Raw genomic sequence first — 23,837 nt, forward strand, 5'->3', positions numbered from 1 at the left:
ATATTATATTTTTCAGGTGCTTACCCTGTGCATAGCTGCAACAATCGTACGCTTTTCGGGTGATTGTTCGCCTGTGAAACAGGGCCAATTTGCGGCTCCGCGCCGCCTAATTGTCGCTTTTGCGTGTACAGTTTCTTGACCTGTTCGCCATATAGGTAAATTTGACGTTAAGTCACCCGTTTGGCGGGTATCACCCGGTTTCAAGCCAATGCAGAGAGCGAAATCAGCGACAGAAGACTGGTCCAGATGATCACCGGCGCAATGGTGTCCGTGCGCACGCCATGCAGCATCGCCAGCGCAAAAGCCATTGCACCGGAAGGCCCAGCGGCGTTCAGCAAGAACATCTGGCTCCAGTTGCCCGGTTGCGGAAAGATCAGCAGCGCGGCCCAGACCAATGCCGGGAAGGCCAGCAGCTTGATGGCGCTCATGCCCATCACGGTCCCGTTGGGAACCATGCTGTGCCCGGAGAGGATCACGCCAAGTGCAAACAGTGTCAGGGGTGCCGCGCCAGCCCCCGCAAAATCCATGGCCGTCAGAAATGGCTCCGGTGTTGTGATCCCAACCAGATTGACGGCTGCGCCCAGGGCAATGGCAATCAACACCGGGTTTGACCCGACGCGCGAGAGTGATTGCGCGAGGTTGGCCTGACGGTTGGCCATCAGGTCCGTGGAAATGATGAAGAAGGCGAAGGTGACAGAGGCATCCCAAGCCACGGCGGCGGTGATGGGCAAAGCTGCGGCCTCACCATAGATGAGGAAAGAGATCGGCCAGATATAGAGCAGAGAGTTCACGAACACCGTGGTCATGGCCAGCAACCAGGCTTCGAGCGGCTCGCGCTCAAAGACCGACAGCGCGACCCAGCGCGCCAAAACGAAGACAACTCCCTGGCAGACCGCGTAGAGCCCCAGAGCACCAAAGGCGAAGGCCTCGAAGTCCACGCTTGCCATCAGCGGGTAGATCAGCGCCGGTTGCAGCACCAGAAAGGCCACCCGGTTAATGGCAGCGGCCTCATCCCGGCTGACCTTGCCCGCCCGACCCAGCAGGAAGCCGAGGGCCAGAACGGAAAATACCGGAAGGATGTCATGGGTGAGGATCTGCAGCATGGGCCTTGCAGACCACGCTCCTGCGCGGCGCGCAAGGGGGGGGCTGTCACTCCTCGAGAAGCGGCTCGTAACGTGCGTCCGTCAGTGTTTTCAGAAAGGCCACAAGCGCATCAATGCGTTGATCATCCAGCGCGGGCCCATGTGTCAGTTCCTTGAAGGCCAAAGTCTTTGCGATCTCCGGGCTGCCAAAGCGTTCGCCCGTCTCGGGGTTGATCTGCCGCGCTTCGTTGCGGGTGTTGTAGCGATTGTAAAACAGGATCACCGTCCGCAGATCCGCAAACACGCCGTTGTGCATGTAAGGGCCGGTCACAGCCACGTTGCGCAAGGTTGGTGTCCGGAACTTGCCGCGTTGCTTGGGATCGTTAACCAGCGGATTGGCGTATAGCCCTTCGTCGATGGTCCCGGCTGCGCCGTTCATGTCCCGCAGCGCCGTGTTCTGCGGCACGCCAATGTTATGATAGCGGTAGTCCGAGAAGGTCTCCTTCGGGTCAATCGGAGAGCGGCTCAATTGGTGACACAGAGCGCAGTTGGTGAACTGCTCGGAAAAGAACAAAAGGCGGCCAAGCTCTTCGTCACGGGTCAGGTCTGCCTCGCCGCGCAGGAAACGGTCGTATTTGGAATCGAAGGGGGCAAAGGTGTCCGTGCTTTCAAAGACCGCGATGGCGTCGGTCATGGCAAGATAGGCCGCGGCGTCATCGTCCCAGATGTCTGCGCCGTAAAGGCCCGCGAAGCTTGCCATGTAGACAGGGTTCTCCTTGAGCCGCGCAACCACGGCGCTCTCGTCCTGCATCCCCATCTCGGCCGGGTTCAGGGGCGGGCCACCGGCCTGTTCAACGAGGTTTGCGGCGCGCCCATCAAGGAACTGCCCGCCGATCCATTCGCCCTCGGCGTTCTGGTGAAACTGAGGAGAGAAAGATGCATAGGCGGCCGTTGGCGCGTTCCTGTCGCCAAGCGAGGTGCCGTTATCGCCGGGAGAGGCCATGCCGCGCGGATCGGCAAAGCCATTCTCCGGGTCATGACAGCTGGCGCAGGACTGCGTGCGGTTCTTCGACAAGTTGACGTCATGAAAAAGCAGCGCTCCAAGCGCCGCTTTGTCCGAGGCAGGCTCTGTCGGCGTTGCAGTGCCAACCGGCACCCATAGCGCCCCGGCAATACACGCGGCGCCAAGCGATCTGATAAACAGGGATGTCATGGCCGAGCCTCCATCGGGTTTCCGACTGTTTGACTCGGTTATTTACGGCCCGCCTTGATACGGATCAAGTCCTCAACGGCCCTGACGCCGCGCCATGAATGCGAGCCGCTCGAACAGATGCACATCCTGTTCATTCTTGAGCAAGGCGCCATGAAGCTTGGGCAGGGCGCTTGCCCCGTCGCGCTTGAGGTCTTCGGCATCCATGTCTTCGGCCAAAAGCAGCTTGAGCCAGTCCAGAACTTCAGAGGTCGAGGGCTTCTTCTTCAACCCCGGCTGTTCGCGCAGCTCGTAGAATTGCGTCAATGCGGTGGTCAGAAGCTGCGGCTTGATGCCGGGGTGGTGCACTTCGACGATCTGGCGCAGGACATCCGCTTCGGGGAACTTGATGTAGTGAAAGAAGCAGCGGCGCAGGAAGGCGTCCGGCAGTTCCTTTTCATTGTTCGAGGTGATGATGACGATGGGGCGCACATCGGCGCGGATGGTCTCGCCGGTCTCGTAGACGTGGAACTCCATGCGATCGAGTTCCTGCAACAGGTCATTGGGGAACTCGATATCGGCCTTGTCGATCTCGTCGATCAGCAGAACAACCTTCTCTCCGGCCTGAAACGCTTCCCACAACTTACCCTTGCGGATGTAGTTGCGCACATCATTTACGCGCTCGTCCCCAAGCTGACTATCACGAAGTCGTGATACCGCGTCATACTCATAGAGACCCTGCTGCGCCCGCGTGGTACTCTTGATGTTCCACTCGATCATCCTGACGCCAAGGGCATCGGCCACCTGCCGTGCCAGCTCTGTCTTGCCTGTTCCGGGCTCTCCCTTGACCAAAAGCGGGCGTTCCAGCGTCACGGCCGCATTGACCGCCATCGTCAGATCGCCGGTGGCCACATAGCTTTCGGTTCCTTCAAAACGCATTACGCCTGTCCTCACGGTTGTTTTATTTCAGCCCCGAAAACGCCACGTTACGTCGCTATTGAGTAGTGACAACCCCCGGGGCTTGGGGTAAGTGCACTCGCGTAGGGGTGCCAGATATCTGAAGGAAATACCATGGCGGATATTGGCGTTGACGAGGAAGCCAAGATGAAAGCGGAAAGTTTTCTCCCGGAAGATTATCGTCCAGCCGAAGATGAACCTTTCATGAATGAAAAGCAGCTGGAGTACTTCCGGCGCAAGCTTTTGACATGGAAGCAGGATCTTCTGGCGGATAGCCGGGATACGATTGAGACCTTGCAGGAGGGCACGCGGAACATCCCCGACGTGACCGACCGCGCCAGCGAGGAGACGGATCGCGCATTGGAGCTGCGCACCCGGGATCGCCAGCGCAAGCTTGTGAACAAGATCGATGCGGCTCTGCGCCGGATCGATGAAGGCGAATACGGCTACTGTGAAGTGACCGGCGAGCCGATCAGCCTCAAGCGGCTGGATGCCCGTCCGATTGCCACCATGAGCCTCGAGGCGCAGGAGCGTCACGAACGCCGTGAGAAAGTGCACCGCGACGACTGATCGTGGTGTGACTTGAGCAAAGCATAAGAAACGCCGGGGTGATTGCCTCGGCGTTTCTGTTTCAGGATGAACGCGTGACACAGACTTCTCATACGGCCCTCACAGAGCGCAGCGTGACTGTTTTGGGCGGCGGCATTGGCGGGCTGACGGCGGCCCTGGCTCTGGCGCAGCGCGGCGCAATGGTGCGTGTTCTGGAACAGGCCGAGGCGATCACCGAGGTGGGCGCGGGCATCCAGGTCAGCCCAAACGGGTTGCGGGTGCTCGAAGCATTGGGGCTTGGCGCGCGGTTCCGCGAGATTTCGGTCAAGGGCAGGGCGGTTTCCCTCCGGGATTATCGGGGGGGACGGGAGGTGACCCGGCTCGATCTCACGCGATTGCCTGCGGGGCAGGACTACCGCTTTGTGCACCGGGCGGATCTCATCGACCTGCTGGCCGAGGCCACGCGCGCGGCGAACATTCGAATCCGCCTGCTGCAAAAAGGGCTTTCGGCAGAGCCGGGACAACCTGCGGTCCTGACATTGTGCAATGGCGATGCGGTCAGCGATCAGCTGATCGTTGGCGCGGACGGGCTGCATTCGATCGTGAGGCCGGTGCTGAACGGGACGGCCAAGCCGTTCTTCACCGGTCAGGTCGCCTGGCGGGCCATCGTGCCGAATACTTTCGGTCACCCGAACGAGGCGCAGGTTCACATGGGGCCGGGACGGCATCTGGTGAGCTACCCGCTTCGTGGCGGCACCTGTGTGAACATCGTGGCGGCCGAAGAACGCAAGACCTGGACCGCCGAAGGGTGGCACCACAGCGATGACCCGGCCAACCTGCGCCGCAGTTTCGCGGGGTTTGGTGGCATGGCCTCAGAGATGCTCCGACGGGTTGAAGCACCGGGGTTCTGGGGATTGTTCCGGCATCCTGTGGCAGAGCGCTGGCATGGCGCGGGGCTCGCGCTTTTGGGGGATGCGGCCCATCCCACGCTGCCGTTCCTCGCCCAGGGGGCGAATATGGCGATGGAAGACGCCTATGTGCTCGCCGATTGTCTCGCGGCGGAGCCGGATCAGGAGACAGCGCTGGCCCGATACCAATCCCGCCGCCGGGACCGGGTGATCCGCGCTGTAGACACGGCCAGCGGCAACGCCTGGAAATACCACCTGCGCGGTCCCATGCGTTTGGCCGCGCATCTGGGGCTTGGTGCTTTGGGTCGGATCGCGCCGGACCGTCTTCTACATCAGTTCGACTGGCTCTATGCTCACGATGTGACGAAGGGCTAGCTCAGCTTTCGCAAAGCTGGCAGATGCGGCGCACCGCGGCGGCATAGCCTTCGGTCCCCAAACCGGCAATCACCCCATCGGCCCGCATCGCGATATACGAGTGATGGCGGAAGCTTTCGCGCTTGTGCACCTGGCTGATGTGCACTTCCATGACCGGCCCGTCAAAGGTGTTGAGCGCGTCCAAAATCGCGACGGACGTGTGCGTATACGCGCCCGCGTTCAGAACGATCCCGCAGGCTTTTTCGCGCGCCTCGTGGATCAACTCGACCAGCCCGCCTTCGTAGTTCGATTGAGCCGGGTGGATGGCAAAGCCCGCGGCGGCGGCCTGCTCACACAGGGCGGTCACATCCTCGAGCGTTTCATGCCCGTAGACTTCCGGCTGGCGTTTGCCCAGAAGGTTCAGATTTGGCCCATTCAGCACGTAGATCGTTTTCATCGCGGTCTCTTGGTCTTGGCTTTTGCCTTGGAGTAGCGAAGCGGCAGGGGTTTGAAAAGCGCAGGTTAGCGTTCCACGGGCAGTCCGGACGGCACTGTTTCCGGAATGCCCAGCCGTCCGGAGAGCGCCACCGGGTCATCGAGCGCGGCGAGGAACGCCATGAGCGCGTCGATTTGAGCATCACTAAGCGCGCGGCCCGGCCTCGCCGCCTCGGCTATTGCGCGCCGCTGGTCTTCATCCTGCATCACTGTCCAATCGGGTTTGATACCCGGCAATTCGGGCAGCACCGCAGCGAATTGGTAATCTTCCAAAGCGCCGCCCCTAGCGTGATCGCCGACAAAGCTTCGAAGATCATCATGCCCGCCAGCGTGCCCCCAAGGGCCTGTTTTCGTGACGTTTCTCAGAGAAGGGGTGCGGAAGGCGTAGCGATCCTCCTCGCGTCCCGTGACCCGCATGCGCCCGTCATCACGGGCGTGGCGCTCGAAGCGTGCCGCCTTGCCGGGGCCAAGTTGGGGCGCGCCCATGGCGTGAAATACGTGATCGGTCTGGAAGGGCCCGGAATGGCAAGTCGCGCAGCCAGCCTCGCCGTAAAACAGCTCCATCCCCGCGGCCGCCGCGTCCGGCAAATCTGCCGTGCCGCGCAGGTAAGCATCAAACGGGCTGTCGTCCGAACGCCACTCAAAGGCAATGAAAACTGCGATGGCATTGGAGATATCGGTGAAGGCGATTGGCGATCCACCGGCGACATGCGGATAAAGTGCCTCGAACTGAGCCCGATACTCAGGGATCCCGGCCACCCGTTTGGAGATGATATCCCAGGCCCCGCCGTCTCCGGTGATCAGGCCGGAACGCACCGCCTTGGAGACGTCATTTTCCGAGTAATGCCCGGCCATCTCATCCGGGGAGAGCACGGGAAACATGGTCTGCGCCGACAGAACACCGGAAAAGCCGAGCACCATGTCCTCGTCCATCGGTGTGCGCATGCCGCCCTTGCGGGTTGGATCGGCTTTGACCCGACCATCGTGGAACAGCGTGGTGAACTCATGTGCGCCCAGATTGAACAAAGCGGTCGCGTTGCGCGGAATGCGCTGCTCGGGCATGTTGTCTTGCGTCGGTTTGCGGTCCGGGCCGAGGCCAACCGCGCCTTCCCCAAGTCCGAGACTGAGGCCATCGGCGGTGGCAAACTTTGGGTGATGGCAGGTGGCGCAGGAAATATTGCGGTTTCCTGACAGGATCGGATCATAGAAAAGCTGCTGGCCCAAACGTGCTTCGGCTTGGTTGGTGGGCGTGTAATCCTCGTCCGTAACAGCTGTGGGCAAAGCTGTCTGAGCCTGCGCCAACCCCGCGCAAAGCATTCCAATTCCGACCAAAATCACTGTGCGCATTGTCTCTCTCCCCGGCGGGGAGTGTATGCTCAGTTTTGCCGGGCGCAACCCTGTCTGCGGCATCAGAAGGCATGAGCCGTTGGTATGACGTCACAAAAGGCATTCGGGCGCGCAGGCTGTCACATCCTTGATTCATCACCTCGCTAAATCCGCGCGTGAGAGATCCATTGGGGGACAAGATGGGTATGTTGCTGCTCTACGGTTTCGCTGCGTGTATCGGCGGATTGCTTGCGCTTTGGTTGCTGGAACGGATGATCGCCGTCGCCATCCATTGGACGGGGACGTGGCTGCCGCGTGATGTGGTCGGCCCGGAAGGCTGGCTGATCGATACGAAAAGCCAGGTCGGCGTGTTTGATCGCAGGGTTTAAGTTCGGGCCTTTTCGAAGGCGATCCAGGCGCGCTCGAAGTCCTCGAAAGTGAACCCATCCTGCCGCGCCGGATCCAGAACCAGTTTTTCACTGTTCAGAAGCGTTTCGATGGCCGATTTCAACGTCGGGATCACGGCGGGCGGGATCACCAGTGCACCGTGACGATCGGCATGAATCAGGTCGCCGTCAGCCACCATCATGCCAAAAATCGTCACTTCGGTGCCAACTTCCCGGACGTGAACGAACCCGTGGCTTGGGCCAACGGAGCCGGCAACGACGGGAAACCCGTCCGGCAAATCCCCCAGATCGCGCATCACGCCATTGGTGAGCGCACCCGCGAGGCCAAAGCCTTTGTGCACCGTGGTGTTGATCTCGCCCCAGTAAGCGCCGATGCAATGCGGGAAATCCAGGTCTTCGACCACCGTTACCGCCGGGCGGGGACCGCTGGCCATATGGCGGTAATAGTCCATACGGCGGGCTTTGATCACCTCCGGCGCCTCGGTTGGCGGCTCGACGGCGGCAATCTTGGCGGTGCGGGCAAAGCCAACCATGGCCGGAGCCTCCGCGTCTGACGCGAGCATGGTGCCGCGGGTGAAATTGGCAAAGCCGCGCTTGCCCTCGGCCACCTCGATGGCGTTGCAGACAGTGGGGGTATCCACCTTGCGCAAAAGGTCCAGAAGGTCGGTGTCGAGCGTGTCCATCAGGTCTCCATCCAGCGCCGCAGCGCCGCGTTTGTCGTGTCCGGTTGTTCCAGCGTGGGCAGATGCCCCGCGCCGTCGATGATTTTGAGCGTCGCGCCCGGGATCAGCTCCGCCATCAACTCATGGCGCGCGACGGGGCAAAGCGCATCGTCCACGCCGCACAGCACAAGGGCCGGGAGGCGGGCGGCGCGCAGCGTGTCCGACTGATCAGGGCGGTTCATCAGCGCAACGGATTGGCGCAGGAAAACCTCCGGTCCGAGCGACAGGGCCATATTCATGCAAAGATCAAGAATTTCAGTGCGCTGCGGTCCGTTGCTCAGGTAGTTTGGCTTCATCTCGTCGCGCATGACACGGTCAAGATGCCCTTGGCGCACGGCCTCCATCTGGGGCTGGCGACGCGCCTTGACGGCATCGAGTTCCGCCAGAGGATTGGTGTCCAGAAGGGCGATCCGCTCCACGCGCTCCGGCGCTTGCCGCAGCACTTCCATCGCAACGATTCCACCCATGGAAAGCCCGCAAAGCGCGAAACGCTTTGGTGCGCGGTCCAGAATGTCGGTGGCCAAGGCCTCGACGCTGTCGTGGGCTCCAATGCTCGCCAGGAAAAGATCGGTCTCCCCGGAAAAAGCAGTGATCTGAGGCGCATAAAGCCGCGCGTCGCACATCATTCCGGGGATCAGGACAAGCGGTGTCATTGTGCCAGCGCCGCCCCTTCGGAAAGGGCCGAGAGCTTGGCATAGGCAATGTCCGGGTCCACCGCGCCAAAACCTGCGAAGGTGCCAAAGCCGCAATCGGATCCGGCGATCACACGATCTTCGCCCACGATGTCGGTAAAGCGCGCGATACGTTGCGCCACCAGTTCGGGGTGCTCGACAAAGTTGGTCGTGGTGTCGACAACGCCGGGCACCAGCACCTTGTCATCGGGAATGTCGGACTTGCGGTCGCGGAAGGTGGTCCATTCATGGCCGTGGCGGGGGTTCGATGTCTCGAACAGAACATAGCGCGATTTCGTGGCCATGAGCGTGTCGAACATCTTGGACATGGGGATATCGCAAACGTGCGGACCTTCGTAATTGCCCCAACAGATGTGCACGCGGACACGCTCTTGCGGGACGTCCTGCAACGCGTGGTTCAGGGCTTCGACATGGGAGGCCGCGATTTTCAGGAACTCATCGTCCGAAAGATCGTTGAACAGCATGTGGCGCGACAGGGCCAGATCGGGGCAATCAAGTTGCAGATCGAGACCGGCGGCCACGATGGTTTCATATTCCTCCTTCATCGCGTCCGCCAGCGCCGCGAGATAGGCTTCGCGGGTCTTGTAGAAATCGTTTTGCAGGAAGAGGGAAATCACGCCGGGCGATGCAGCGTTCATGAAGCCGCGCTCGACGCCATGACCCGCCATGGCGGATTTGAGGTTGGCGATGTCCTTTTCCAACTCGCCCTGTCCTTTGGACTTTACCTCACCGACACACATGGGCCGCGCGTATTGCGGGGTACCGCCGTCGTCGGCCAGACGTTTGAGAAAGCTGGGAAACTTCTTGAGATCGGCTGGTGCATTGCGCGGGCTGTCGCCGTCAAAGCCGGTGTAGCGGTCCTTGACGTAAGTGGCATAGCTGATCTTGGAGGTCTCGCCGTCGGAGACGATATCGACGCCGGCCTCTTTCTGTTTGCGGACGGTTTCAGAGACGGCTGCGGTCATGCAGGCGTCAAAGGCGGCGGCGTCATAGTCCTTGCCGTGTTCGCGGGCGAAAATGAAATCGACCACGTCCTGTGTGCGGGGCAGGGAGCCCACATGGGTTGTCTTGACGGTCATTGGGTTGTCTCCTCCCGAGCGGTGAGGCCCCGGATCAGGTCCGGGGCGCGTCGTTTCTTGTGATCAGCCTTTCCAAGTCAGACCAGCCGGGTCATCGGTGGCGACGATCCGGTACAGCGCGGCGTCTCCGGTCATCGACGGCACGGCGCTATGGGCAAGGTTTTCAGGCACGGACATGGTATCGCCCGGCGCCAGCGTTGCTGTGCCGCCGTCCCATTCCACACGCCAATGGCCGGTGACGGGCATCAACACGGTGGGGTGCTTGTGGCTGGTTTTGGTGTCGCTGGCGGACGCGCGGGTCATGAAATCGACCTCGAAGCCCGGCTTGTCCCGCAAAAGGCCGGTCTCGGAAATCACGCTGACCGGCTTTTTGTCGGCGAGCGCCACCATGTCCCAGTAGCGGGCGACGTGGTTGGGCAGCACGTCGGCGGTGGTCGGCTCGGGGCGCTTGGCCAGTTCCTCGTCGCTCATCAGCGGCATGGGCGCAACGCCCTCGGGCAGGCGCTGCTGCTTCTTGGTGTCGTAGAGCTTGCCGTCCTCGCCGAGCACCAACCCGTGGTCAGCGGCGTCTTCGATCACCTGCGGTGCCCACATCACGCCGCCACCGGCATCGTCGCCGCCAAGGATCGCCATGATCATCCCGTAGTCATTGCCGATGTTCTCGAACCCACGGAACACGCCGGTGGGGATGTTGAAGATATCGCCCGGCTCCATGACCACTTCACCGGCATCACCCCAGCGGCCCCAGAAGAAGCGCCAGCGCCCGGAGAGGACAAAGAAGGCCTCGGCGGTGCGGTGATCGTGCAGCGAGTTGCGGCACTTTGGCGGCTGGCCCGCCGCGCCAATGTTGAAACCGTGCGGGATGGAAATATGCACGTGCTGATCGGGGCTTTCGGAGACGCCGCCGCCGATGATGGTGAAGTTTTCCTTCTGATCGGAGCCCGGTGTGTGGGCGTCGATAAAGGCGGTTTTGCAGGGTTGAAGATCGCCGTAGCGAACGATGCGGGATTCCATGTCTTGTGCGTTCATGTGTCTGGTCCTGAATGATAATTTGGGTTGAGTGTGAAAGGCCTCAAATCCCCGGGGGTCTCAGGTTCAGACGCCGCGCCCGAAGGCTGGCAAGATAGCCGTGTCTACGGCGCAAGCTTGGGTCAAGCGGCAGCATGGCTCACTCCTTCCCTTTGCGGAGCGCCGCCAATTCGGCCTCCAACTCTTCGATACGTCCTGCCATCCGGCGCATTTCCGGGCCAAGCATCTGGTCGATGTCGGCTTCGGTGAAACGCGGGGTGATATACTTCGGGCAGTTCCAGTCCAGTGCGGTGACGGTCAGCCGTGTCACATGCGTGGGCATGATCTTCTCTGGCGCGGTCAGTTTGGCGGCAAGCTCGGGGGCGTCTTCTACGGCCACCACTTCAGCTTGGGCCAGGATCTTCAATCGGGCACGGCGGGGATAGTCCACAAGAAACAGCGAAACGCGGTTGTCGCCCGCTAGGTTGCCGGTGGAGACATACTGGCGGTTGCCCGGATAGTCGGCAAAAGCCAGCGTTTCCTCATCCAATACGGTCAGAAACCCGGCGGGCCCGCCGCGATGCTGCACATAGGGCCAGCCGTCGCTGTTCACCGTCGCCATGTAGAAATGGGTGCGGGTCTCGATGAAATTGCGCTCATCCGGGCCAAGGCCGAGCCTGCGATAGCCCAAGGCGTAGTGCTGCCGGGAGCCGCGCTCTTCCTGAATGTCCCGAACGTCCTGTGTGAACATCAGCTCGCCAAAGGTCTGCATCACAAATCCCCCGTTTGCAGAAGGATCTGCTTCCAGATCGCGGTCTCGTCAAAGAGCGTAAACTCACGCCGGATGCGAGGCTCGCCCGTGACAACCGCGCCGAACTCGAAATGCGTTAGGCCCAAGACATAGACCTCTGCCCCCGTGGGTGTGCCGAACCGGCCCCAGCCATCGTGTTTGCCAAAAAGGCTCCACCGTACAGAGGCGCGCGGAGGCATGTCCGGATCGGTCCGGCCGATCTGGTGATGAATGGTAAAGGTCGCGTTCGGGAAAGAGGCGCGCAGGCCCATCCAGAATTGATCGGCACCGTGATAGGACAGAGCGTTCTCGCCGCCGGGGTAAGACAGGAACGCGGCGCGGTCATAGGCGCGCGGAATGGCCGTGAAATCGGCGTCCATGATAGCGCTGATCGTCTGGGCTGCGCGCGCGCCCCATTCGTCATCATTGCCGGAGCCAGCGTAAGGGCCGGGGGCGTCATTGGCTGGCGTGAGAGGTTGAACACAACGCTCCGGTCCGCCTTCGCGATGGATCATGTCGCGCGCAAAATCCTTGGGTTCCATGCCGATCTGCCGGACAATGGCTCCCTGATCGCGGATCAGCCATTCGTCGTTGATCTGGTTATCCACCGCATGACAATCGGCAATGATGCGATACCGCAGGGTTTTGCCGGTGGCCGGGCCATAGGCACCGGGGCGCATGTGGGTGGCGGTGGAGATCAGCCTGTGCGAGCTGAGAAAACCGCCCGACGGCGCTTCGCACCAGATCACGTCTTCGCCCAGAAGTTGCCGGTCCGGGAACTCCGCCAGTGTTGCCATGGTCGCGCCGATAACGTTGGCGTTGCCGATGACGACAGAGGCAGGCGAGCGCACAACGATATCGTCCGCATAGCTGCCGGTAAGCGTGGAGATGCCGCGATCCTCCCAGATCTCCTTGGTCACGCCAAGGATGTAATCCGGCGGGTCACGCCATTTGGGATCAAAACCGGGCATCGCCATGAGGGGTTACCCCTGCGCCATGAAGATCTGTTTCCAGATCGAGACGTGATCAAACAGCGTCCATTCGCGGCGCAGCCCGTAGGGGCCGAACTCGGCGTGGGTGAAGCCCATCACATAGACATCCGCCCCCGTGGGTTGGCCGAACATACCCCAACCGTCGTGTTTGCCGTGCAGGCTCCAACGGATGGCGGCGCGAGGCGACAACATCGGATCTTCGCGGCCAATCTGATGCTCGATCTTGAAGGTGGCGTTCGGGAACGCGGCGCGCAGCCCCATCCAGAGCCGCTCCGTATCGGCCCAGGAATGCACGGTGGTCGAAGCCGGGTGTTCGGTTTGCACGGCCCGGTCATACTCGGCCCGGATCACGCCAAAGTCCTTGTCCATCATCCGGGTCAGGATATCGGCCAGCTTCGCGCCCCATTCATTGTCGTTGCCGCGCCCTTTGTAAGGGCCTTCGATGTCTATGGCGGGGGTGAAAGGTTTGACACAGTGTTCCGGCCCGCCTTCACGTACGATCAGGCCGCGGGCGAACTCGGCCGGGTCCATGCCGAGCTGTTTGACGATCCCGGCGGTGTCGCGGATCAGCCATTCGTCATTGATCTGATCGCCAACAGCAGCGCAATCGGCAATCGCGCGGATGACAAAGCGTTTTCCGGTGGCCGGGCCGAAATAGCCGCCGCCCGTATGTGTGCCCATGGTCAGCAGCCGGTGCGAAGACAGAAAACCATGCTCTTCGCTTTCCGACCAGATCACATCTTCGCCGGTCAGTTCCCGATCCGGAAACTCGGCCAGCGTGGCCAGCGTGCCGTTGATGGTGCGCTGATTGCCGACAGAAAGCCCTTCAGGAAACCGCATGGGGATGTCCGGCGCATAGTAGTGGTTGAGCGTGGCCAGCCCGCGCTCTTCCCAGATTTCATGGGTGATCTTCAGAATGTAGTCCGGGAAGTCTTTCCAGCGGTTCGATGCATAACTCATGTGTCTGGTCCTTTGCCCGTCTCCCAGCCGTCCGGCACCCTGGCCGAGCCGCGTACGATAAGCGGCCCGTCGATGGCGATGCGGCGGGGGGGCGTGTTTGTGTCTTCAATTGTGTTGAGCAGGATGTCGACCGTTTCGGCCACCATCCGGTTGGCAGGCTGGCGCACGGTTGTCAGCGCGTAAGCGGGCCAGTCGGCGGCGGGCACGTCATCGTATCCGATGACCGAGACGTCTCCGGGCACATCGAGGCCAAGCTCGAACCGCACCGTGTCCATGACCGCCAGAGCCATGTGATCGTTGGCCGCAAAAACCGCATCGGGCGGGTCTTGGGCGAACATGCGCCGGGCGGCTTCACGGGCCGCTTCGGTGGTGAACTGGCCGACCTCGCGCGCGTGCAGTCTCAAGCCGTGCGCTTCGAGGGCCCGGACAAAGCCTGCTTCACGGTCGCGCTGGGTCGAAGCGCCCTCCCAACCGGCAACATAGCCGATCTTGGTGTGACCGCCAGCGATCAGGAACTCTGCGGCCTTGCGCCCACCCGCCACGTTGTCGGAAGTGACAGCAGACATGCCGGGATCATCCTGAGAGCGGTTGAACAGCACCATAGGCACGCCAGCGGCATTGCACCGTTCGGTCAGTTCAGAGGACAGGGCGACAGAGGCGGCGATAATGCCATCCACCTGATAATCCAGGATTTCATCGACAACCTCGTCGATCCGCCCAGCGGTTTGGGCCGCCATGAAGATCAGCACATGGTAACCGCGTTCCTGCAAGGCGTTGGAAAGCTTTTCCAGAACATCAGGGTAAAACTGGTTTTCCAGATAGGCCACGACCAACCCGATGATCCGGCTCCGGCCGGAGACCACCGCCCGTGCCAGCGCATTGGGTCGGTATCCCAGCTTTGTCGCCGCTTCGCGGACCTTGTCGGCGGTTTTCTTGGAAGCGGATGCGCCGGGTGTGAAAACCCGGCTCACCGCGGATTGGCTGACCCCGGCGAGTTTGGCTACGTCAAAGGATGTGGCCTTGCCTTTCAACATCAGTCCGCGGTCCAGCCTCCATCAATGAGCATGGCGGTGCCAGTGACAAGTTTCGAGGCATCGGATGCGAGGTAGACCGCCGCGCCCATGATGTCCTCGACCTCGCCGGGACGGCCCAGTTTGATCTTGTCGAGGATCCAGGCGCGTTTGTCCGGGTCTTCGAAGGTGCCACGTGTCAGATCCGTCAGGATGAAGGTCGGACAAATCGTGTTCACGCGAATGCCTGCCTTGCCGAACTCAAGCGCCATCGCTTTGGTAAAACCTTCCACGGCGAATTTGGACGCGCAATAGACCGCACGATCCAGCCCGCCCACATGCCCCATCTGCGAAGAGATGTTGATCAGGGAGCCGGGTTTGCCTGCGGCCAGAAGACTTTTGGCCACCGCTTGCGTCAGGAAATAGGCACCCCGCAGGTTGATGTTCATGACTGCGTCAAAGTCATCAAGCTGTGTTTCGGCGGCTTTGCCGTGCCGCGCCAGACCGGCGGAGTTGAGCAGGATGTCGAAGGGGCCATGATCGGCCACGGCCTGCGCGGTTTTCTCGACGTCGGAGACGTCAAGCGCCAGCACATTTGCAGACCAGCCCTTGCTGCGCATTTCTTCGGCCAGCGCCTTCAGGCTGTCTTCGCGCCGCGCGCAGAGCGTGACTTCGGCGCCGTGCTCGGCCAGCGCCACGGCGCAGGCCATGCCAATCCCGGACGAGGCGCCGGTGACAAGCGCGCGCTTTCCCTGAAGCGAGAAGCTGGGGGTTTGGGGCAGATCGGTCATGCGGAAAGCCCTTGGTCAATCATCAACGGGTGCATGGGGCGCACCTTGTTGAATTCGCGCAACCGGGCGAGCACGTCAACGCCGACTTGCCGGTAAAGGTCCAGAAGATCGACCAGAACCCAGTTTTCCCGGATCAGCCCGTCCTCGACCCGCCAGAAATCGAGACTGCGCAGAAGCACCTCGCGGCCCGCCGGGGCAATGCCCATCCAGCCATCATCGCTCAGCGTCAGGCGCATGTTGGGCCAGCCCGTCTCGCAGACATAGTTGCCTTCACCAACCCAATGGGACATAAGATCGCCCATCGCGTCGAGTTTGCGGTCCGGCATGGCGCGCAGGAAGGGGATCTGGTGCCAGTTGCGGAAACCCGCGATGCCGCGCCCGGTGCCGATGCCAGTTGGCCCGTACCAGTTGAAACGCGGATGCCAATGGGTGGGCAACTGCATGATCGCGGGGTCAGGATTGGCCGGGTATTTGCACAGGTCCGTCAGCATATCGACAACCCGTTTGAGCGCGGCAGAGCCGTCGCCGGAAACGATCAGCCCGTCCTGCGTCATGGGGGCGGGTGTGGCGAGAAACGCGCCCAGCTGCGGCGCCATGGGCCAGGCGCGGGCCTGCATCATCATCTCCGGGATGTCCCAGATCGCCTGCATTTGTGTGATCTTGCCGTCCTCAAGGCGGAAGAACTCGTGATAGCGCATATGCACCAGATGCCCAGTGGGCGGGATGTCCAGAAACGGCGCGGTGAAGGTGCCCATGTACTGGCCCATCGTCCCGACCCAGTCCTGCCCTTCGGGCGTGGTGCCGGCCATGACGATCATGTCACGGCGTTCCAGATCGGGCAGGGCGGTCAGCAGGGGGGCATAACAGGTGTCGTAGAACGCGTCCGGTCCGGTCAGATCGCCGAACGGATGGCACAGGTGCAAAGTCGCGTCGGGCGCCATGATGGCGCCCAGTGCTTTGCGTACGGTGGCTTCCTCAAAGGTCGCCGTGGCTGTGCGCAAGGGTAGCAGCGCAGATTTCAAACCGTCCGGTGTCATTCGGCGGCCGTCCCGTAGGCGATGTTTTTCCCGCCGTATCGGCGCACGCGGATATTGCATTGCTCTGCGTGGCCAACAAAGCCTTCGAGCATGCACAGGCGCGAGCCGTATTCGCCAATCATCGCCGCCGCCTCATCGGTGGTCACACGTTGATAGCTGTGGGTCTTCAGGAATTTGCCCACCCAAAGACCACCGGTGTATCGCCCGGCCTTTTTTGTCGGCAGGGTGTGGTTGGTGCCGATCACCTTGTCGCCATTGGCCACGTTGGTGCGCGGGCCAAGGAACAATGCGCCGTAGGAGTGCATGTTTTCCAGATACCAGTCATCCCGGTCGGTCATGATCTGAACGTGCTCATAGGCCATGTCATTGGCGACCTGCAGCATTTCCTCATGGGTGTCGCACAGGATCACATCACCGTAATCTTCCCAGGACGCGCGCGCGGTTTCTGCGGTGGGCAGAATGCCAAGGATGCGTTCGCATTCGGTCAGGGTGTCTTCGGCCAGCTTCTTCGAATTGGTGATCAGGCAGGCCGGGGAGTTGTAGCCGTGTTCAGCCTGACCCAGCAGATCCGTCGCGCAGAGCTCTGCATCCACGGTGTCGTCCGCAATGACCATGGTTTCGGTCGGGCCTGCAAAGAGGTCGATGCCGACCCGGCCATACAATTGGCGTTTGGACTCGGCCACAAAGGCGTTGCCGGGACCAACAAGCATATGCACTGGATCAATGGTCTCGGTGCCGATGGCCATGGCGCCAATCGCCTGAATGCCGCCAAGCGCGTAGATCTCATGTGCCCCGCCCAGATGCATGGCCGCGATCACCGCCGGGTTCGGCTCGCCCTTGAAGGGGGCGGTGGCGGCAACAATGCGCGGCACTTCGGCGACAGTGGCAGTGGCCACGGACATATGGGCTGAGGCGACCATGGGGAACTTGCCCGCCGGTACGTAGCAGCCGACCGACTGCACCGGGATATTCTTGTGGCCAAGGATCACGCCGGGCAGGGTTTCAACCTCGATATCGGTCATGGACGCGCGCTGAGCCCGGGCGAAGTTCATCACCTGCTCTTGCGCGAACTTGATGTCTTCCATGTCACGCGCCGAGACCTTGGACATCAGCCCTTCGATCTCGCTCTGGCTCAGGCGGAAGCTCTCGGGCGCGTAGCCGTCGAACTTTTGCGACATCTCGCGGACTGCCGTGTCGCCGCGCGCCTCAATATCCGCCAGCGCCGCTTCGACGGTGCCGCGCACCTTGGCGTCCTCAGTGGCCTTTTCCGCTTCGGGTTTGGATCGTTTGAGATGGGTGATTGCCATGGAATTTGTCCTTGTTTTTGTCCCGTCTCAGCCCTTCACAGCGCCTGCGGTCAGGCCGGAAACGATCTGGCGTTGGAAGAACATCACGAGAATGAAGAGCGGTACGGTGGCCGAGACCACGGCGGCGACGGCGAACATGACGTTGCCTTCGGTCTGCGTGGTGCCGAGGAAGCTGGCGATCTTGGGAACCATGGTCTGGTTCTCCTTGGCGAGCAGCATCGTTGTCACCGCAAAGTCGTTATAGGCCAAGAGGAAGCTGAACAGGCCGGTGGTGATCACGCCGGGCCACATCACGGGGATGATCACGCGGCGGAAAGCCTGGAACTGGGTGCAGCCATCCACCTTGGCACTCTCGTCGAGTTCCTTGGGGATATTCTGAAAGAAGGAGTGCAGCATCCAAAGCGTGAACGGCTGGTTGATCGCCACCAGAACGATGATCGTGGTCGGCAGGATCCCCCAAAGGTTCCATTCAAAGAACGGCAACAGGTAGCCCGAGACCAGAGTGATCGGCGGCATGGCGCGGAAGATCAGCGCGGTGATCAGCAGCCAGAAGGTATAGCGATAGGAGGAGCGCGACAGCGCGTAACCACCAAGCGTGCCGATGGTCAGGGAGGTACAGACCACGAAGAAACACACGATCAGCGTGTTGATCGCCGCGCGCCAGAACTCTTCCTGAACCCAGGCGCCCTGATAGCCGGCGTCGGTGAAGCGGGAGCCGTGGATGGCCTGGGTCTTGTCGCCGGTGAGCGCGTCGGTCCAGTTGGCGATCGAGAAGAAGTCCGCCTCGATCTTGAACGAGCCCCAGAGCGTCCACAGGAAGGGGAAGGCCGCAAGGATCAGCCATGTCAGCACGAAGAGGTTGGTCGCAGTGCGCAAGCTGCGCGGCATGCGTTGAGCTTTGCTGGCCATGTCAGGTCTTCCCTTTGAAGTCACGCCAGGTGCGGACAAGCACCGGTGAGAGCAGAATGGCGACGCCGAGGATCGTCAGCACCGAGGTTGCGGAGGCCGCGGAAAGCTGCCGTGTTTCGCCGCCGAGATCGTTGAAGATGATCCACGAAAGCGAGGTGGCATGGGCGGCGGCGTTGAAGCCGACAATCGGTTCGAACACCCGGAAGTTGTCCATGAGCTGGATGAGCGCCACGAAGGTCACCAGCGGCATCAGGTGAGGCACCACAACGTAGAGAACCTGTTGCCAGCGGGTCGCGCCGTCGATCTGCGCGCTTTCAAGCTGGTCCTTCGGCAGGGTTTGCAGGCCCGCATAGAAGACCACGAAGGCAAAGGGGGCAGAGTGCCAGACACCGTAGACAATGATGGCGATCCACATCATCGGGGTGGAGGCTTTCAATGACAGGTCGGGATCTCCGGCCATCCATTGCAGAGCCGAGCCGATGATGCCGCGGGCGTCGATCATCCAGAACAGGATCAGCGAGCCGACAAGCGGGTTCACGATCATGGGCAGCAGCGAGAAGAAGATCATCAGCCCTTTGAGGTGGCGATGCAGCGAGTTGACGGCCAGCGCGATCATCAATCCGAGGATGATCAGAAGCGGTGTAACCGTGAACGTATAGGTCAGCGTGAAGCCAATTGCGCGGTAGAATGGCAGGTTGCCAAGCGCAGACACAAAGCCGCCGAAGCTTTCGCGATTGGTCCAGGCGTCCGAGACCTCGGCAATGGCAAGGTGACCGCGGTCGAGATAGATGCTCAGGCCTGCAAACCGGCCGAGCGGTTTTTCGGCGCGCAGGGCCTCGGTGGCCTCCTGGTCGATGGTGGTCTCTGTCTTGCAGCCGAAGGGGCCGCAGTTTTCCGAGGTGATCAGAACCGCCTCATGCGGAGTGAAAAGGCTCTGCGTGACCACGGAAACGATGGGCATTGCGATGAAGAGCAACATCGCCAGCGCCGTGGGCAGGAAGAACCAGAAAAACGTTCTGTGCTTCATCGTAAGGCCGTTTGTCAGGAGGAAGGGAAGAGATCCGGGGGACTGCGCGCCCCCCGGACGGTGTCAGAGGCTTACTGAAGGAAGCCTTTTTCTTTGGCAGCCGCGGTGTAGGCGGCTTCAACATCGGCCAGCGCCTGCTCGGCGCTTTCCTTGCCCTGCATGAAGTCAGACAGCTCCGCACCCAGAGCGGTGTGCATCAGGCCCTGGTAGGGCAGCATCGGGTAAGGCACGGCGTTCATGTTGGCCGCAGCAAAGACACCCACGGCGGCGTCTGTCGGCTCGTAGCCATCGATCAGCCAGACGGCCAGAGGCGTCATCTCGTCATCAAGACGGTCCGGGCTGATGCCGTTCATCATGGCAAGGAAGGTCGCTTCGGCTTCGGCCTCGGGGATGTTCTTGGCCACGGTCCAGCCGTCCCACCACAAGGTGGTTGCCGGGGTGTCACCACCCGCGACGGTCATCGGCGCGGCGAGAGTTGTGGTGGCCACAACTTCCGGGGTGGACTGCTCAGGATCCTTGAGCGGACCCATGCGCGAGCCCCACATGTTCATCATGGCGACGTTGCCCGCTTTCCACTCTGCCGAGGTGGCGTTGGAATCGTGGGTCAGGAAGTCGGGGTTCATGTACTCGCTCAGCGCCTTCATCATCTCAAGCGCGGCGACACCGGTTTCGTTGTTCACGGTCGGCGTTGCACTGCCTGCCTCGAAGAACGCACCGCCATGGCCGATGTACATGTTGGTGAATTCCTGAGCGAGGTTCCAACCGGAGGCATAGGCGCCGCCCAGCGGGTACTCCAGCAGGCCTTTGTCGCGGATCATTTTCGCGCCGGCCAGCATGTCTTCGTAGGTCTTCGGCGGCTCGATCCCGGCCTGCTCCAGAATGTCGGAGCGATAAACGAGATGCTGCGCGTTTGCCATGAAGGCAACCGCCATGACCTGTCCGTTGACGGTGATCAGCTGGTTCTTCTTCAGCGCGCCACCGTGCTTGGCGACCAGATCGTCAAGCGGACGGATGACGTCTTCGTTCATCAGCGCAACGATGGAACTGTTGGCGATAATCGCGGAGGTGTATTCCGCCGGGTTGCCCTGCATGCCTGCGAGGTTGATCTTCTGGTGGTCAGCGGTCAGGTTCGCTTCCACTTCGCCGCCGGCGCAAGCCTTGGCGCCGTCTGCAACGGCGTGGATAGCCGGGAACTCGTTGCCCACGATGGACACGCGTGCGGAAATCTCGCACGCCATGGCGGTGGTTCCCGCCAGGGCCGACATGACGCCAGCCATTGCTACTGTTCTGAGGAACATGTGATACTTCTCCCTGTTATGCTGGATGCATCTTCGAAGCCTGCATCCGGTTTGTCCCGCCAAGGCGGGGAAGGGGGCCTTAGCCCCCGACACGCTCACCTGTTTTCGCGTCAAACAAGTGGCAGTGATCTGTTGGAACGTGGATCGACACGGTTTCGCCGATCTCGGCCCGGTAATTCTTGTCGGCCTTTACACTGACAAGGGCACCGCCCACGCGGACAGAGACCATTGTCGCCTCGCCCAGGAGTTCCATGGTGTAGATCGGACCGTTGATCTGGCCACCGCTTTCGACAACGCTGGCGTCTTCGGCACGGAATCCGAGTGTTACAGCACCATCGGGGGCCTGCAGCCCTTCGATGGCGGTGTATTCCGCCTCGAACTTGCCACCGGACATTTGTCCATCCACCAGGTTCATGGCCGGGTTGCCGATGAAGCTGGCCACAAAGGCGTTGGCGGGGCGGTCGTAGATTTCGGTCGGGGTGCCGACCTGCTGAACCAGCCCTTGCTTCATGACCACAACGCGGTCCGCGAGGGTCATGGCCTCGATCTGGTCGTGGGTCACGTAGATGGTTGTAACCGCCAGTTCGTGGCTCAGGTTCTTGATCTGCGCGCGGGTCGAAACCCGCAGCTTGGCATCAAGGTTCGACAGCGGCTCGTCCATCAGGAAGACGTTCGGCTCTCGAACGATGGCGCGCGCAAGGGCGACGCGCTGACGCTGGCCACCTGAAAGCTCCGCAGGTTTGCGGTGCAGGAAGTCGTCAAGCTCCACCATGGCGGAGGCGCGGCGCACCTTTTCGTCGTGGGTCTTGGGATCGATCCCGCGCACCTTCAGCGGAAACCGGATGTTCTCGTAGACGTTCATATTCGGGTAAAGCGCGTAGCTCTGGAACACCATGGACACGTCGCGGTCCTTCGGCTCCATGTCATTGACCCGCGACCCGCCGATCAGGATATCGCCTTCGGTGGCATCTTCGAGGCCCGCGATCATCCGCATGGTCGTGGTCTTGCCACAGCCCGACGGCCCCAGCAGGACCAGAAACTCGCGATCCGCGATGATCAGGTCGAAATTGTCGACACCAACAAAGCTGCCCCAGCGCTTCGACAAATTACGCAGTTGAATCTCGGCCATTCGTTCCCCCGGGGCTGCCTTTGCATTCCTATGCAAAACCCTAGACGCGACCGCGACATTTTGGCAAGATGTTTTTGCAAACCTATGCAACATCACCCCAACCCGACGGAAGAACACATGGCGGAAACTGATTTTCAGTCAGAAAAACAAGTGGTTCTGGATTTCTATTCAGAGCTGGACAAGGCCGCGCCCGACGCGCTTGGCGCAGTGATGGAGACCTTCTGTGCGCCTGATTTGGATTGGCGGGGCTTTCATCCGTTCCACGAGCAGACAGGGCCGGGAACTGTCGCCGAATCATTTTGGGTTCCGTTGCGGCAGGCACTGACGTCGATGCAGCGTCGGCTCGACGTCTTTATGGCGGGGCGCAATGCCATCGAAGGCGACGATGGCGTCTGGGTTGTCTCCATGGGGCATCTCATGGGCCTGTTCGATGCGCCGTGGCTTGGCATCCCGCCAACCGGCAAGATGGTGCTGCTGCGCTACTGTGCCTTTCACAAGGTCGAGGACGGGCGCATCACCGCCGAAGCGATGTATTTCGACATCCCGCACTTGATGATGCAGGCGGGTTTGCAGCCTTTCCCGGCGCAAACTGCCGCGCATATGGTGCAACCGGGGCCGTTGACGCATGATGGCCTGCTCTTTGATGTGCAATCGCCGGAAGAAGGGGAGAAGACCCTCGCGGCAATCAACTTCATGGTTCAGGACATCAAGACATGGACCGGCGGGAACAGTGAGCCGCTTGAGGACGAGCTGCGCAGATCCTGGACCGAAGACATGATTTGGTGGGGCCCGGCCGGGATCGGCGCGACCTACACCATTGAACGCTACGCCAAGCAGCACTCCGGCCCGTTCCGTGCCGGATTTGAGAAACGGATCTTTAACGGGCATGTGGCGAAAGTCGCGGAAGGGCACTATGGCGGCTTTTTCGGTTGGCCGAACCTGACGTTGACGCCAACGGGCGGCTTCATGGGGATGCCCGCGACCGGGAAACCCGGCGACATGCGGGTGATCGACATTTACCGGCGCGAGGGCGACAAACTGGCGGAGAACTGGATCTTCATCGACCTGTTGCACTTCTGGAACCAGCAGGGGCTGGATGTTCTGGGGCGCATTCCTCTGATGAAGACGCCCTAGAGTGCGCGCTCCCAGGCTTCGAAATCCGCCGCGCATTTGCGGCGGAGCTTCGCTTCGGTCTCGTCTGACAGGCTCAGATCGCGCCGGGGTGAGACGTTTTCGCGGGGTAGGTCTATGGCGATCCCCAAACGATCCTGCATGAAATCGATCAACCCGGCCTGATTCTCATACTTGAACAAATGGCTGACCGAGATGCCGTTGGGGCGCGGCTCTATGAACTTGGCCTGACTGCCGACATTGGCAAAAGGCGGACGTTCTCCGGTGGAATAAGCCTGGCAGAATGCATCGAATGTCATGCCTCGCGTGGATGTCGGTTTGCCTTCGAGAAAGCCACGCTGGCGGTACCGATACCAGGATCCCAGCCAGGAAATCGGCTCTCGCACCACGGCCAGAAGCTCCATGTCCGGCGCGCCCATCTTGTCATACATGGGCCGGAAAAAGCGGTTATAGCGGTAAACCGGCGCATGTTTCAGCTCCGGCGGATCGAGCACCGTCATCGACGCAAATGGCAAAAGCGCGTTCTCCCACGCCGATGTTCCCGTCTTGGGAACCGCCAGAAACACCAGCCGCGCTTTCCAGAAAACCAGCATTTCCAATCCCTTCGGCGGTGCTTCTTCTTGGTAAACCAAGTTTTAACCGTACGCGGCCAGACTGAGAAGAGTAAGATTTAACTTGAAATGTTCTC

At 61.2% G+C, this 23,837-nt stretch carries 25 protein-coding genes; 4 read left to right on the plus strand and 21 right to left on the minus strand.

From position 1 onward, the window contains the following. Positions 1-200: 200 nt before the first annotated feature. The 3 genes from E4662_RS10520 to E4662_RS10530 all read right to left on the minus strand — a co-directional run bounded on the left by E4662_RS10520 (position 201) and on the right by E4662_RS10530 (position 3,210). A complete protein-coding gene (locus E4662_RS10520) occupies positions 201-1,103 on the minus strand; it encodes an AEC family transporter (protein ID WP_136441485.1) in 903 nt (300 codons plus the stop codon). Between the two features lie 46 nt (positions 1,104-1,149). After that, on the minus strand, positions 1,150-2,295 hold the full coding sequence (locus tag E4662_RS10525; RefSeq protein WP_136441486.1) for a cytochrome-c peroxidase: 1,146 nt from the start codon (positions 2,293-2,295) through the stop codon (positions 1,150-1,152). A gap of 72 nt (positions 2,296-2,367) precedes the next feature. Beyond that, positions 2,368-3,210 (minus strand): AAA family ATPase, encoded by an 843-nt coding sequence (locus tag E4662_RS10530; RefSeq protein WP_136441487.1) that lies wholly within the window; start codon positions 3,208-3,210, stop codon positions 2,368-2,370. 165 nt (positions 3,211-3,375) lie between these two features. Between E4662_RS10530 and dksA the strand changes: the two genes are divergently transcribed. Then, entirely contained in the window at positions 3,376-3,798 is a 423-nt protein-coding gene (gene dksA / locus E4662_RS10535; RefSeq protein ID WP_136441680.1) for an RNA polymerase-binding protein DksA, read from the plus strand. Between the two features lie 74 nt (positions 3,799-3,872). Beyond that, positions 3,873-5,060 carry an FAD-dependent monooxygenase gene (locus E4662_RS10540; RefSeq protein ID WP_240705166.1) on the plus strand — a complete coding sequence of 396 codons (1,188 nt, stop codon included), beginning with the start codon at positions 3,873-3,875 and terminating at the stop codon, positions 5,058-5,060. A 1-nt stretch (position 5,061) separates the two neighbouring features. Here E4662_RS10540 and aroQ read toward each other — a convergent pair whose 3' ends face one another. Both aroQ and E4662_RS10550 read right to left on the minus strand, forming a co-directional pair. Then, positions 5,062-5,496: a type II 3-dehydroquinate dehydratase gene (gene aroQ, locus E4662_RS10545; protein WP_136441488.1), complete on the minus strand. Its 435-nt coding sequence runs from the start codon at positions 5,494-5,496 to the stop codon at positions 5,062-5,064. Positions 5,497-5,561: 65 nt separating this feature from the next. After that, the gene (locus E4662_RS10550; protein ID WP_136441489.1) at positions 5,562-6,881 is read right to left on the minus strand and encodes a cytochrome-c peroxidase; all 1,320 of its coding nucleotides are present in this window, start codon (positions 6,879-6,881) and stop codon (positions 5,562-5,564) included. Positions 6,882-7,060: 179 nt separating this feature from the next. On the opposite strand from E4662_RS10550, the gene E4662_RS10555 reads away from it, so the two are divergent. Next, positions 7,061-7,249: a hypothetical protein gene (locus tag E4662_RS10555; protein WP_136441490.1), complete on the plus strand. Its 189-nt coding sequence runs from the start codon at positions 7,061-7,063 to the stop codon at positions 7,247-7,249. Here E4662_RS10555 and E4662_RS10560 read toward each other — a convergent pair. The 15 genes from E4662_RS10560 to E4662_RS10630 form a co-directional block, all read right to left on the minus strand. After that, on the minus strand, positions 7,246-7,950 hold the full coding sequence (locus tag E4662_RS10560; protein ID WP_136441491.1) for an RraA family protein: 705 nt from the start codon (positions 7,948-7,950) through the stop codon (positions 7,246-7,248). The two genes, E4662_RS10555 and E4662_RS10560, sit on opposite strands and share 4 nt — an antisense overlap. Continuing rightward, on the minus strand, positions 7,950-8,642 hold the full coding sequence (locus tag E4662_RS10565) for an alpha/beta fold hydrolase (protein WP_136441492.1): 693 nt from the start codon (positions 8,640-8,642) through the stop codon (positions 7,950-7,952). The genes E4662_RS10560 and E4662_RS10565 overlap by 1 nt, the downstream gene beginning before the upstream one ends. Beyond that, on the minus strand, positions 8,639-9,760 hold the full coding sequence (locus tag E4662_RS10570) for a cobalamin-independent methionine synthase II family protein (protein ID WP_136441493.1): 1,122 nt from the start codon (positions 9,758-9,760) through the stop codon (positions 8,639-8,641). Before E4662_RS10570 ends, E4662_RS10565 begins: the two co-directional genes overlap by 4 nt. 63 nt (positions 9,761-9,823) lie before the next feature. Beyond that, positions 9,824-10,789: a cupin domain-containing protein gene (locus tag E4662_RS10575; protein ID WP_136441494.1), complete on the minus strand. Its 966-nt coding sequence runs from the start codon at positions 10,787-10,789 to the stop codon at positions 9,824-9,826. A gap of 139 nt (positions 10,790-10,928) precedes the next feature. Beyond that, on the minus strand, positions 10,929-11,540 hold the full coding sequence (locus E4662_RS10580; RefSeq protein ID WP_136441495.1) for a pyridoxamine 5'-phosphate oxidase family protein: 612 nt from the start codon (positions 11,538-11,540) through the stop codon (positions 10,929-10,931). Beyond that, positions 11,540-12,529, minus strand: coding sequence for a nuclear transport factor 2 family protein (locus tag E4662_RS10585; protein ID WP_136441682.1), 990 nt, complete (start codon positions 12,527-12,529; stop codon positions 11,540-11,542). Before E4662_RS10585 ends, E4662_RS10580 begins: the two co-directional genes overlap by 1 nt. A gap of 12 nt (positions 12,530-12,541) precedes the next feature. Continuing rightward, positions 12,542-13,510, minus strand: a complete 969-nt coding sequence (locus E4662_RS10590; protein WP_136441496.1) for a nuclear transport factor 2 family protein — start codon at positions 13,508-13,510, stop codon at positions 12,542-12,544. Continuing rightward, positions 13,507-14,544: a LacI family DNA-binding transcriptional regulator gene (locus tag E4662_RS10595; protein ID WP_136441497.1), complete on the minus strand. Its 1,038-nt coding sequence runs from the start codon at positions 14,542-14,544 to the stop codon at positions 13,507-13,509. The genes E4662_RS10590 and E4662_RS10595 overlap by 4 nt, the downstream gene beginning before the upstream one ends. Then, positions 14,544-15,311: an SDR family NAD(P)-dependent oxidoreductase gene (locus tag E4662_RS10600; protein ID WP_136441498.1), complete on the minus strand. Its 768-nt coding sequence runs from the start codon at positions 15,309-15,311 to the stop codon at positions 14,544-14,546. The genes E4662_RS10595 and E4662_RS10600 overlap by 1 nt, the downstream gene beginning before the upstream one ends. Next, positions 15,308-16,348 (minus strand): ester cyclase, encoded by a 1,041-nt coding sequence (locus tag E4662_RS10605; protein WP_136441499.1) that lies wholly within the window; start codon positions 16,346-16,348, stop codon positions 15,308-15,310. The genes E4662_RS10600 and E4662_RS10605 overlap by 4 nt, the downstream gene beginning before the upstream one ends. Continuing rightward, positions 16,345-17,655 carry a histidinol dehydrogenase gene (hisD, locus tag E4662_RS10610; RefSeq protein ID WP_136441500.1) on the minus strand — a complete coding sequence of 437 codons (1,311 nt, stop codon included), beginning with the start codon at positions 17,653-17,655 and terminating at the stop codon, positions 16,345-16,347. Before hisD ends, E4662_RS10605 begins: the two co-directional genes overlap by 4 nt. A 27-nt stretch (positions 17,656-17,682) precedes the next feature. Beyond that, on the minus strand, positions 17,683-18,564 hold the full coding sequence (locus tag E4662_RS10615; protein ID WP_136441501.1) for a carbohydrate ABC transporter permease: 882 nt from the start codon (positions 18,562-18,564) through the stop codon (positions 17,683-17,685). Position 18,565: 1 nt separating this feature from the next. Further along, positions 18,566-19,591: a carbohydrate ABC transporter permease gene (locus tag E4662_RS10620; RefSeq protein WP_136441502.1), complete on the minus strand. Its 1,026-nt coding sequence runs from the start codon at positions 19,589-19,591 to the stop codon at positions 18,566-18,568. A gap of 71 nt (positions 19,592-19,662) precedes the next feature. After that, positions 19,663-20,889: an ABC transporter substrate-binding protein gene (locus E4662_RS10625; protein ID WP_136441503.1), complete on the minus strand. Its 1,227-nt coding sequence runs from the start codon at positions 20,887-20,889 to the stop codon at positions 19,663-19,665. Positions 20,890-20,968: 79 nt separating this feature from the next. After that, positions 20,969-22,018, minus strand: a complete 1,050-nt coding sequence (locus E4662_RS10630; RefSeq protein WP_136441504.1) for an ABC transporter ATP-binding protein — start codon at positions 22,016-22,018, stop codon at positions 20,969-20,971. A gap of 117 nt (positions 22,019-22,135) precedes the next feature. Here E4662_RS10630 and E4662_RS10635 point away from each other — a divergent pair, with 117 nt between their 5' ends. Further along, positions 22,136-23,152: a nuclear transport factor 2 family protein gene (locus E4662_RS10635; protein ID WP_136441683.1), complete on the plus strand. Its 1,017-nt coding sequence runs from the start codon at positions 22,136-22,138 to the stop codon at positions 23,150-23,152. On the opposite strand, the gene E4662_RS10640 is transcribed toward E4662_RS10635, so the two are convergent. Next, positions 23,149-23,742, minus strand: coding sequence for a sulfotransferase family protein (locus tag E4662_RS10640; RefSeq protein ID WP_136441505.1), 594 nt, complete (start codon positions 23,740-23,742; stop codon positions 23,149-23,151). The genes E4662_RS10635 and E4662_RS10640 overlap by 4 nt on opposite strands. Positions 23,743-23,837: the final 95 nt, after the last annotated feature.

This window comes from Pacificoceanicola onchidii (assembly GCF_004804335.1).
In the GTDB taxonomy this organism is placed as follows: Bacteria; Pseudomonadota; Alphaproteobacteria; order Rhodobacterales; family Rhodobacteraceae; genus Pacificoceanicola; species Pacificoceanicola onchidii.

What these genes read in the sequence shown, in the direction of transcription:
- E4662_RS10520 (WP_136441485.1), bottom strand. Translation starts at nt 1,103, where the DNA reads ATGCTGCAGATCCTCACCCATGACATCCTTCCGGTATTTTCCGTTCTG.
- E4662_RS10525 (WP_136441486.1), bottom strand. Translation starts at nt 2,295, where the DNA reads ATGACATCCCTGTTTATCAGATCGCTTGGCGCCGCGTGTATTGCCGGG.
- E4662_RS10530 (WP_136441487.1), bottom strand. Translation starts at nt 3,210, where the DNA reads ATGCGTTTTGAAGGAACCGAAAGCTATGTGGCCACCGGCGATCTGACG.
- dksA (WP_136441680.1), top strand. Translation starts at nt 3,376, where the DNA reads ATGAAAGCGGAAAGTTTTCTCCCGGAAGATTATCGTCCAGCCGAAGAT.
- aroQ (WP_136441488.1), bottom strand. Translation starts at nt 5,496, where the DNA reads ATGAAAACGATCTACGTGCTGAATGGGCCAAATCTGAACCTTCTGGGC.
- E4662_RS10550 (WP_136441489.1), bottom strand. Translation starts at nt 6,881, where the DNA reads ATGCGCACAGTGATTTTGGTCGGAATTGGAATGCTTTGCGCGGGGTTG.
- E4662_RS10555 (WP_136441490.1), top strand. Translation starts at nt 7,061, where the DNA reads ATGGGTATGTTGCTGCTCTACGGTTTCGCTGCGTGTATCGGCGGATTG.
- E4662_RS10560 (WP_136441491.1), bottom strand. Translation starts at nt 7,950, where the DNA reads ATGGACACGCTCGACACCGACCTTCTGGACCTTTTGCGCAAGGTGGAT.
- E4662_RS10565 (WP_136441492.1), bottom strand. Translation starts at nt 8,642, where the DNA reads ATGACACCGCTTGTCCTGATCCCCGGAATGATGTGCGACGCGCGGCTT.
- E4662_RS10570 (WP_136441493.1), bottom strand. Translation starts at nt 9,760, where the DNA reads ATGACCGTCAAGACAACCCATGTGGGCTCCCTGCCCCGCACACAGGAC.
- E4662_RS10575 (WP_136441494.1), bottom strand. Translation starts at nt 10,789, where the DNA reads ATGAACGCACAAGACATGGAATCCCGCATCGTTCGCTACGGCGATCTT.
- E4662_RS10580 (WP_136441495.1), bottom strand. Translation starts at nt 11,540, where the DNA reads ATGCAGACCTTTGGCGAGCTGATGTTCACACAGGACGTTCGGGACATT.
- E4662_RS10585 (WP_136441682.1), bottom strand. Translation starts at nt 12,529, where the DNA reads ATGCCCGGTTTTGATCCCAAATGGCGTGACCCGCCGGATTACATCCTT.
- E4662_RS10590 (WP_136441496.1), bottom strand. Translation starts at nt 13,510, where the DNA reads ATGAGTTATGCATCGAACCGCTGGAAAGACTTCCCGGACTACATTCTG.
- E4662_RS10595 (WP_136441497.1), bottom strand. Translation starts at nt 14,544, where the DNA reads ATGTTGAAAGGCAAGGCCACATCCTTTGACGTAGCCAAACTCGCCGGG.
- E4662_RS10600 (WP_136441498.1), bottom strand. Translation starts at nt 15,311, where the DNA reads ATGACCGATCTGCCCCAAACCCCCAGCTTCTCGCTTCAGGGAAAGCGC.
- E4662_RS10605 (WP_136441499.1), bottom strand. Translation starts at nt 16,348, where the DNA reads ATGACACCGGACGGTTTGAAATCTGCGCTGCTACCCTTGCGCACAGCC.
- hisD (WP_136441500.1), bottom strand. Translation starts at nt 17,655, where the DNA reads ATGGCAATCACCCATCTCAAACGATCCAAACCCGAAGCGGAAAAGGCC.
- E4662_RS10615 (WP_136441501.1), bottom strand. Translation starts at nt 18,564, where the DNA reads ATGGCCAGCAAAGCTCAACGCATGCCGCGCAGCTTGCGCACTGCGACC.
- E4662_RS10620 (WP_136441502.1), bottom strand. Translation starts at nt 19,591, where the DNA reads ATGAAGCACAGAACGTTTTTCTGGTTCTTCCTGCCCACGGCGCTGGCG.
- E4662_RS10625 (WP_136441503.1), bottom strand. Translation starts at nt 20,889, where the DNA reads ATGTTCCTCAGAACAGTAGCAATGGCTGGCGTCATGTCGGCCCTGGCG.
- E4662_RS10630 (WP_136441504.1), bottom strand. Translation starts at nt 22,018, where the DNA reads ATGGCCGAGATTCAACTGCGTAATTTGTCGAAGCGCTGGGGCAGCTTT.
- E4662_RS10635 (WP_136441683.1), top strand. Translation starts at nt 22,136, where the DNA reads ATGGCGGAAACTGATTTTCAGTCAGAAAAACAAGTGGTTCTGGATTTC.
- E4662_RS10640 (WP_136441505.1), bottom strand. Translation starts at nt 23,742, where the DNA reads ATGCTGGTTTTCTGGAAAGCGCGGCTGGTGTTTCTGGCGGTTCCCAAG.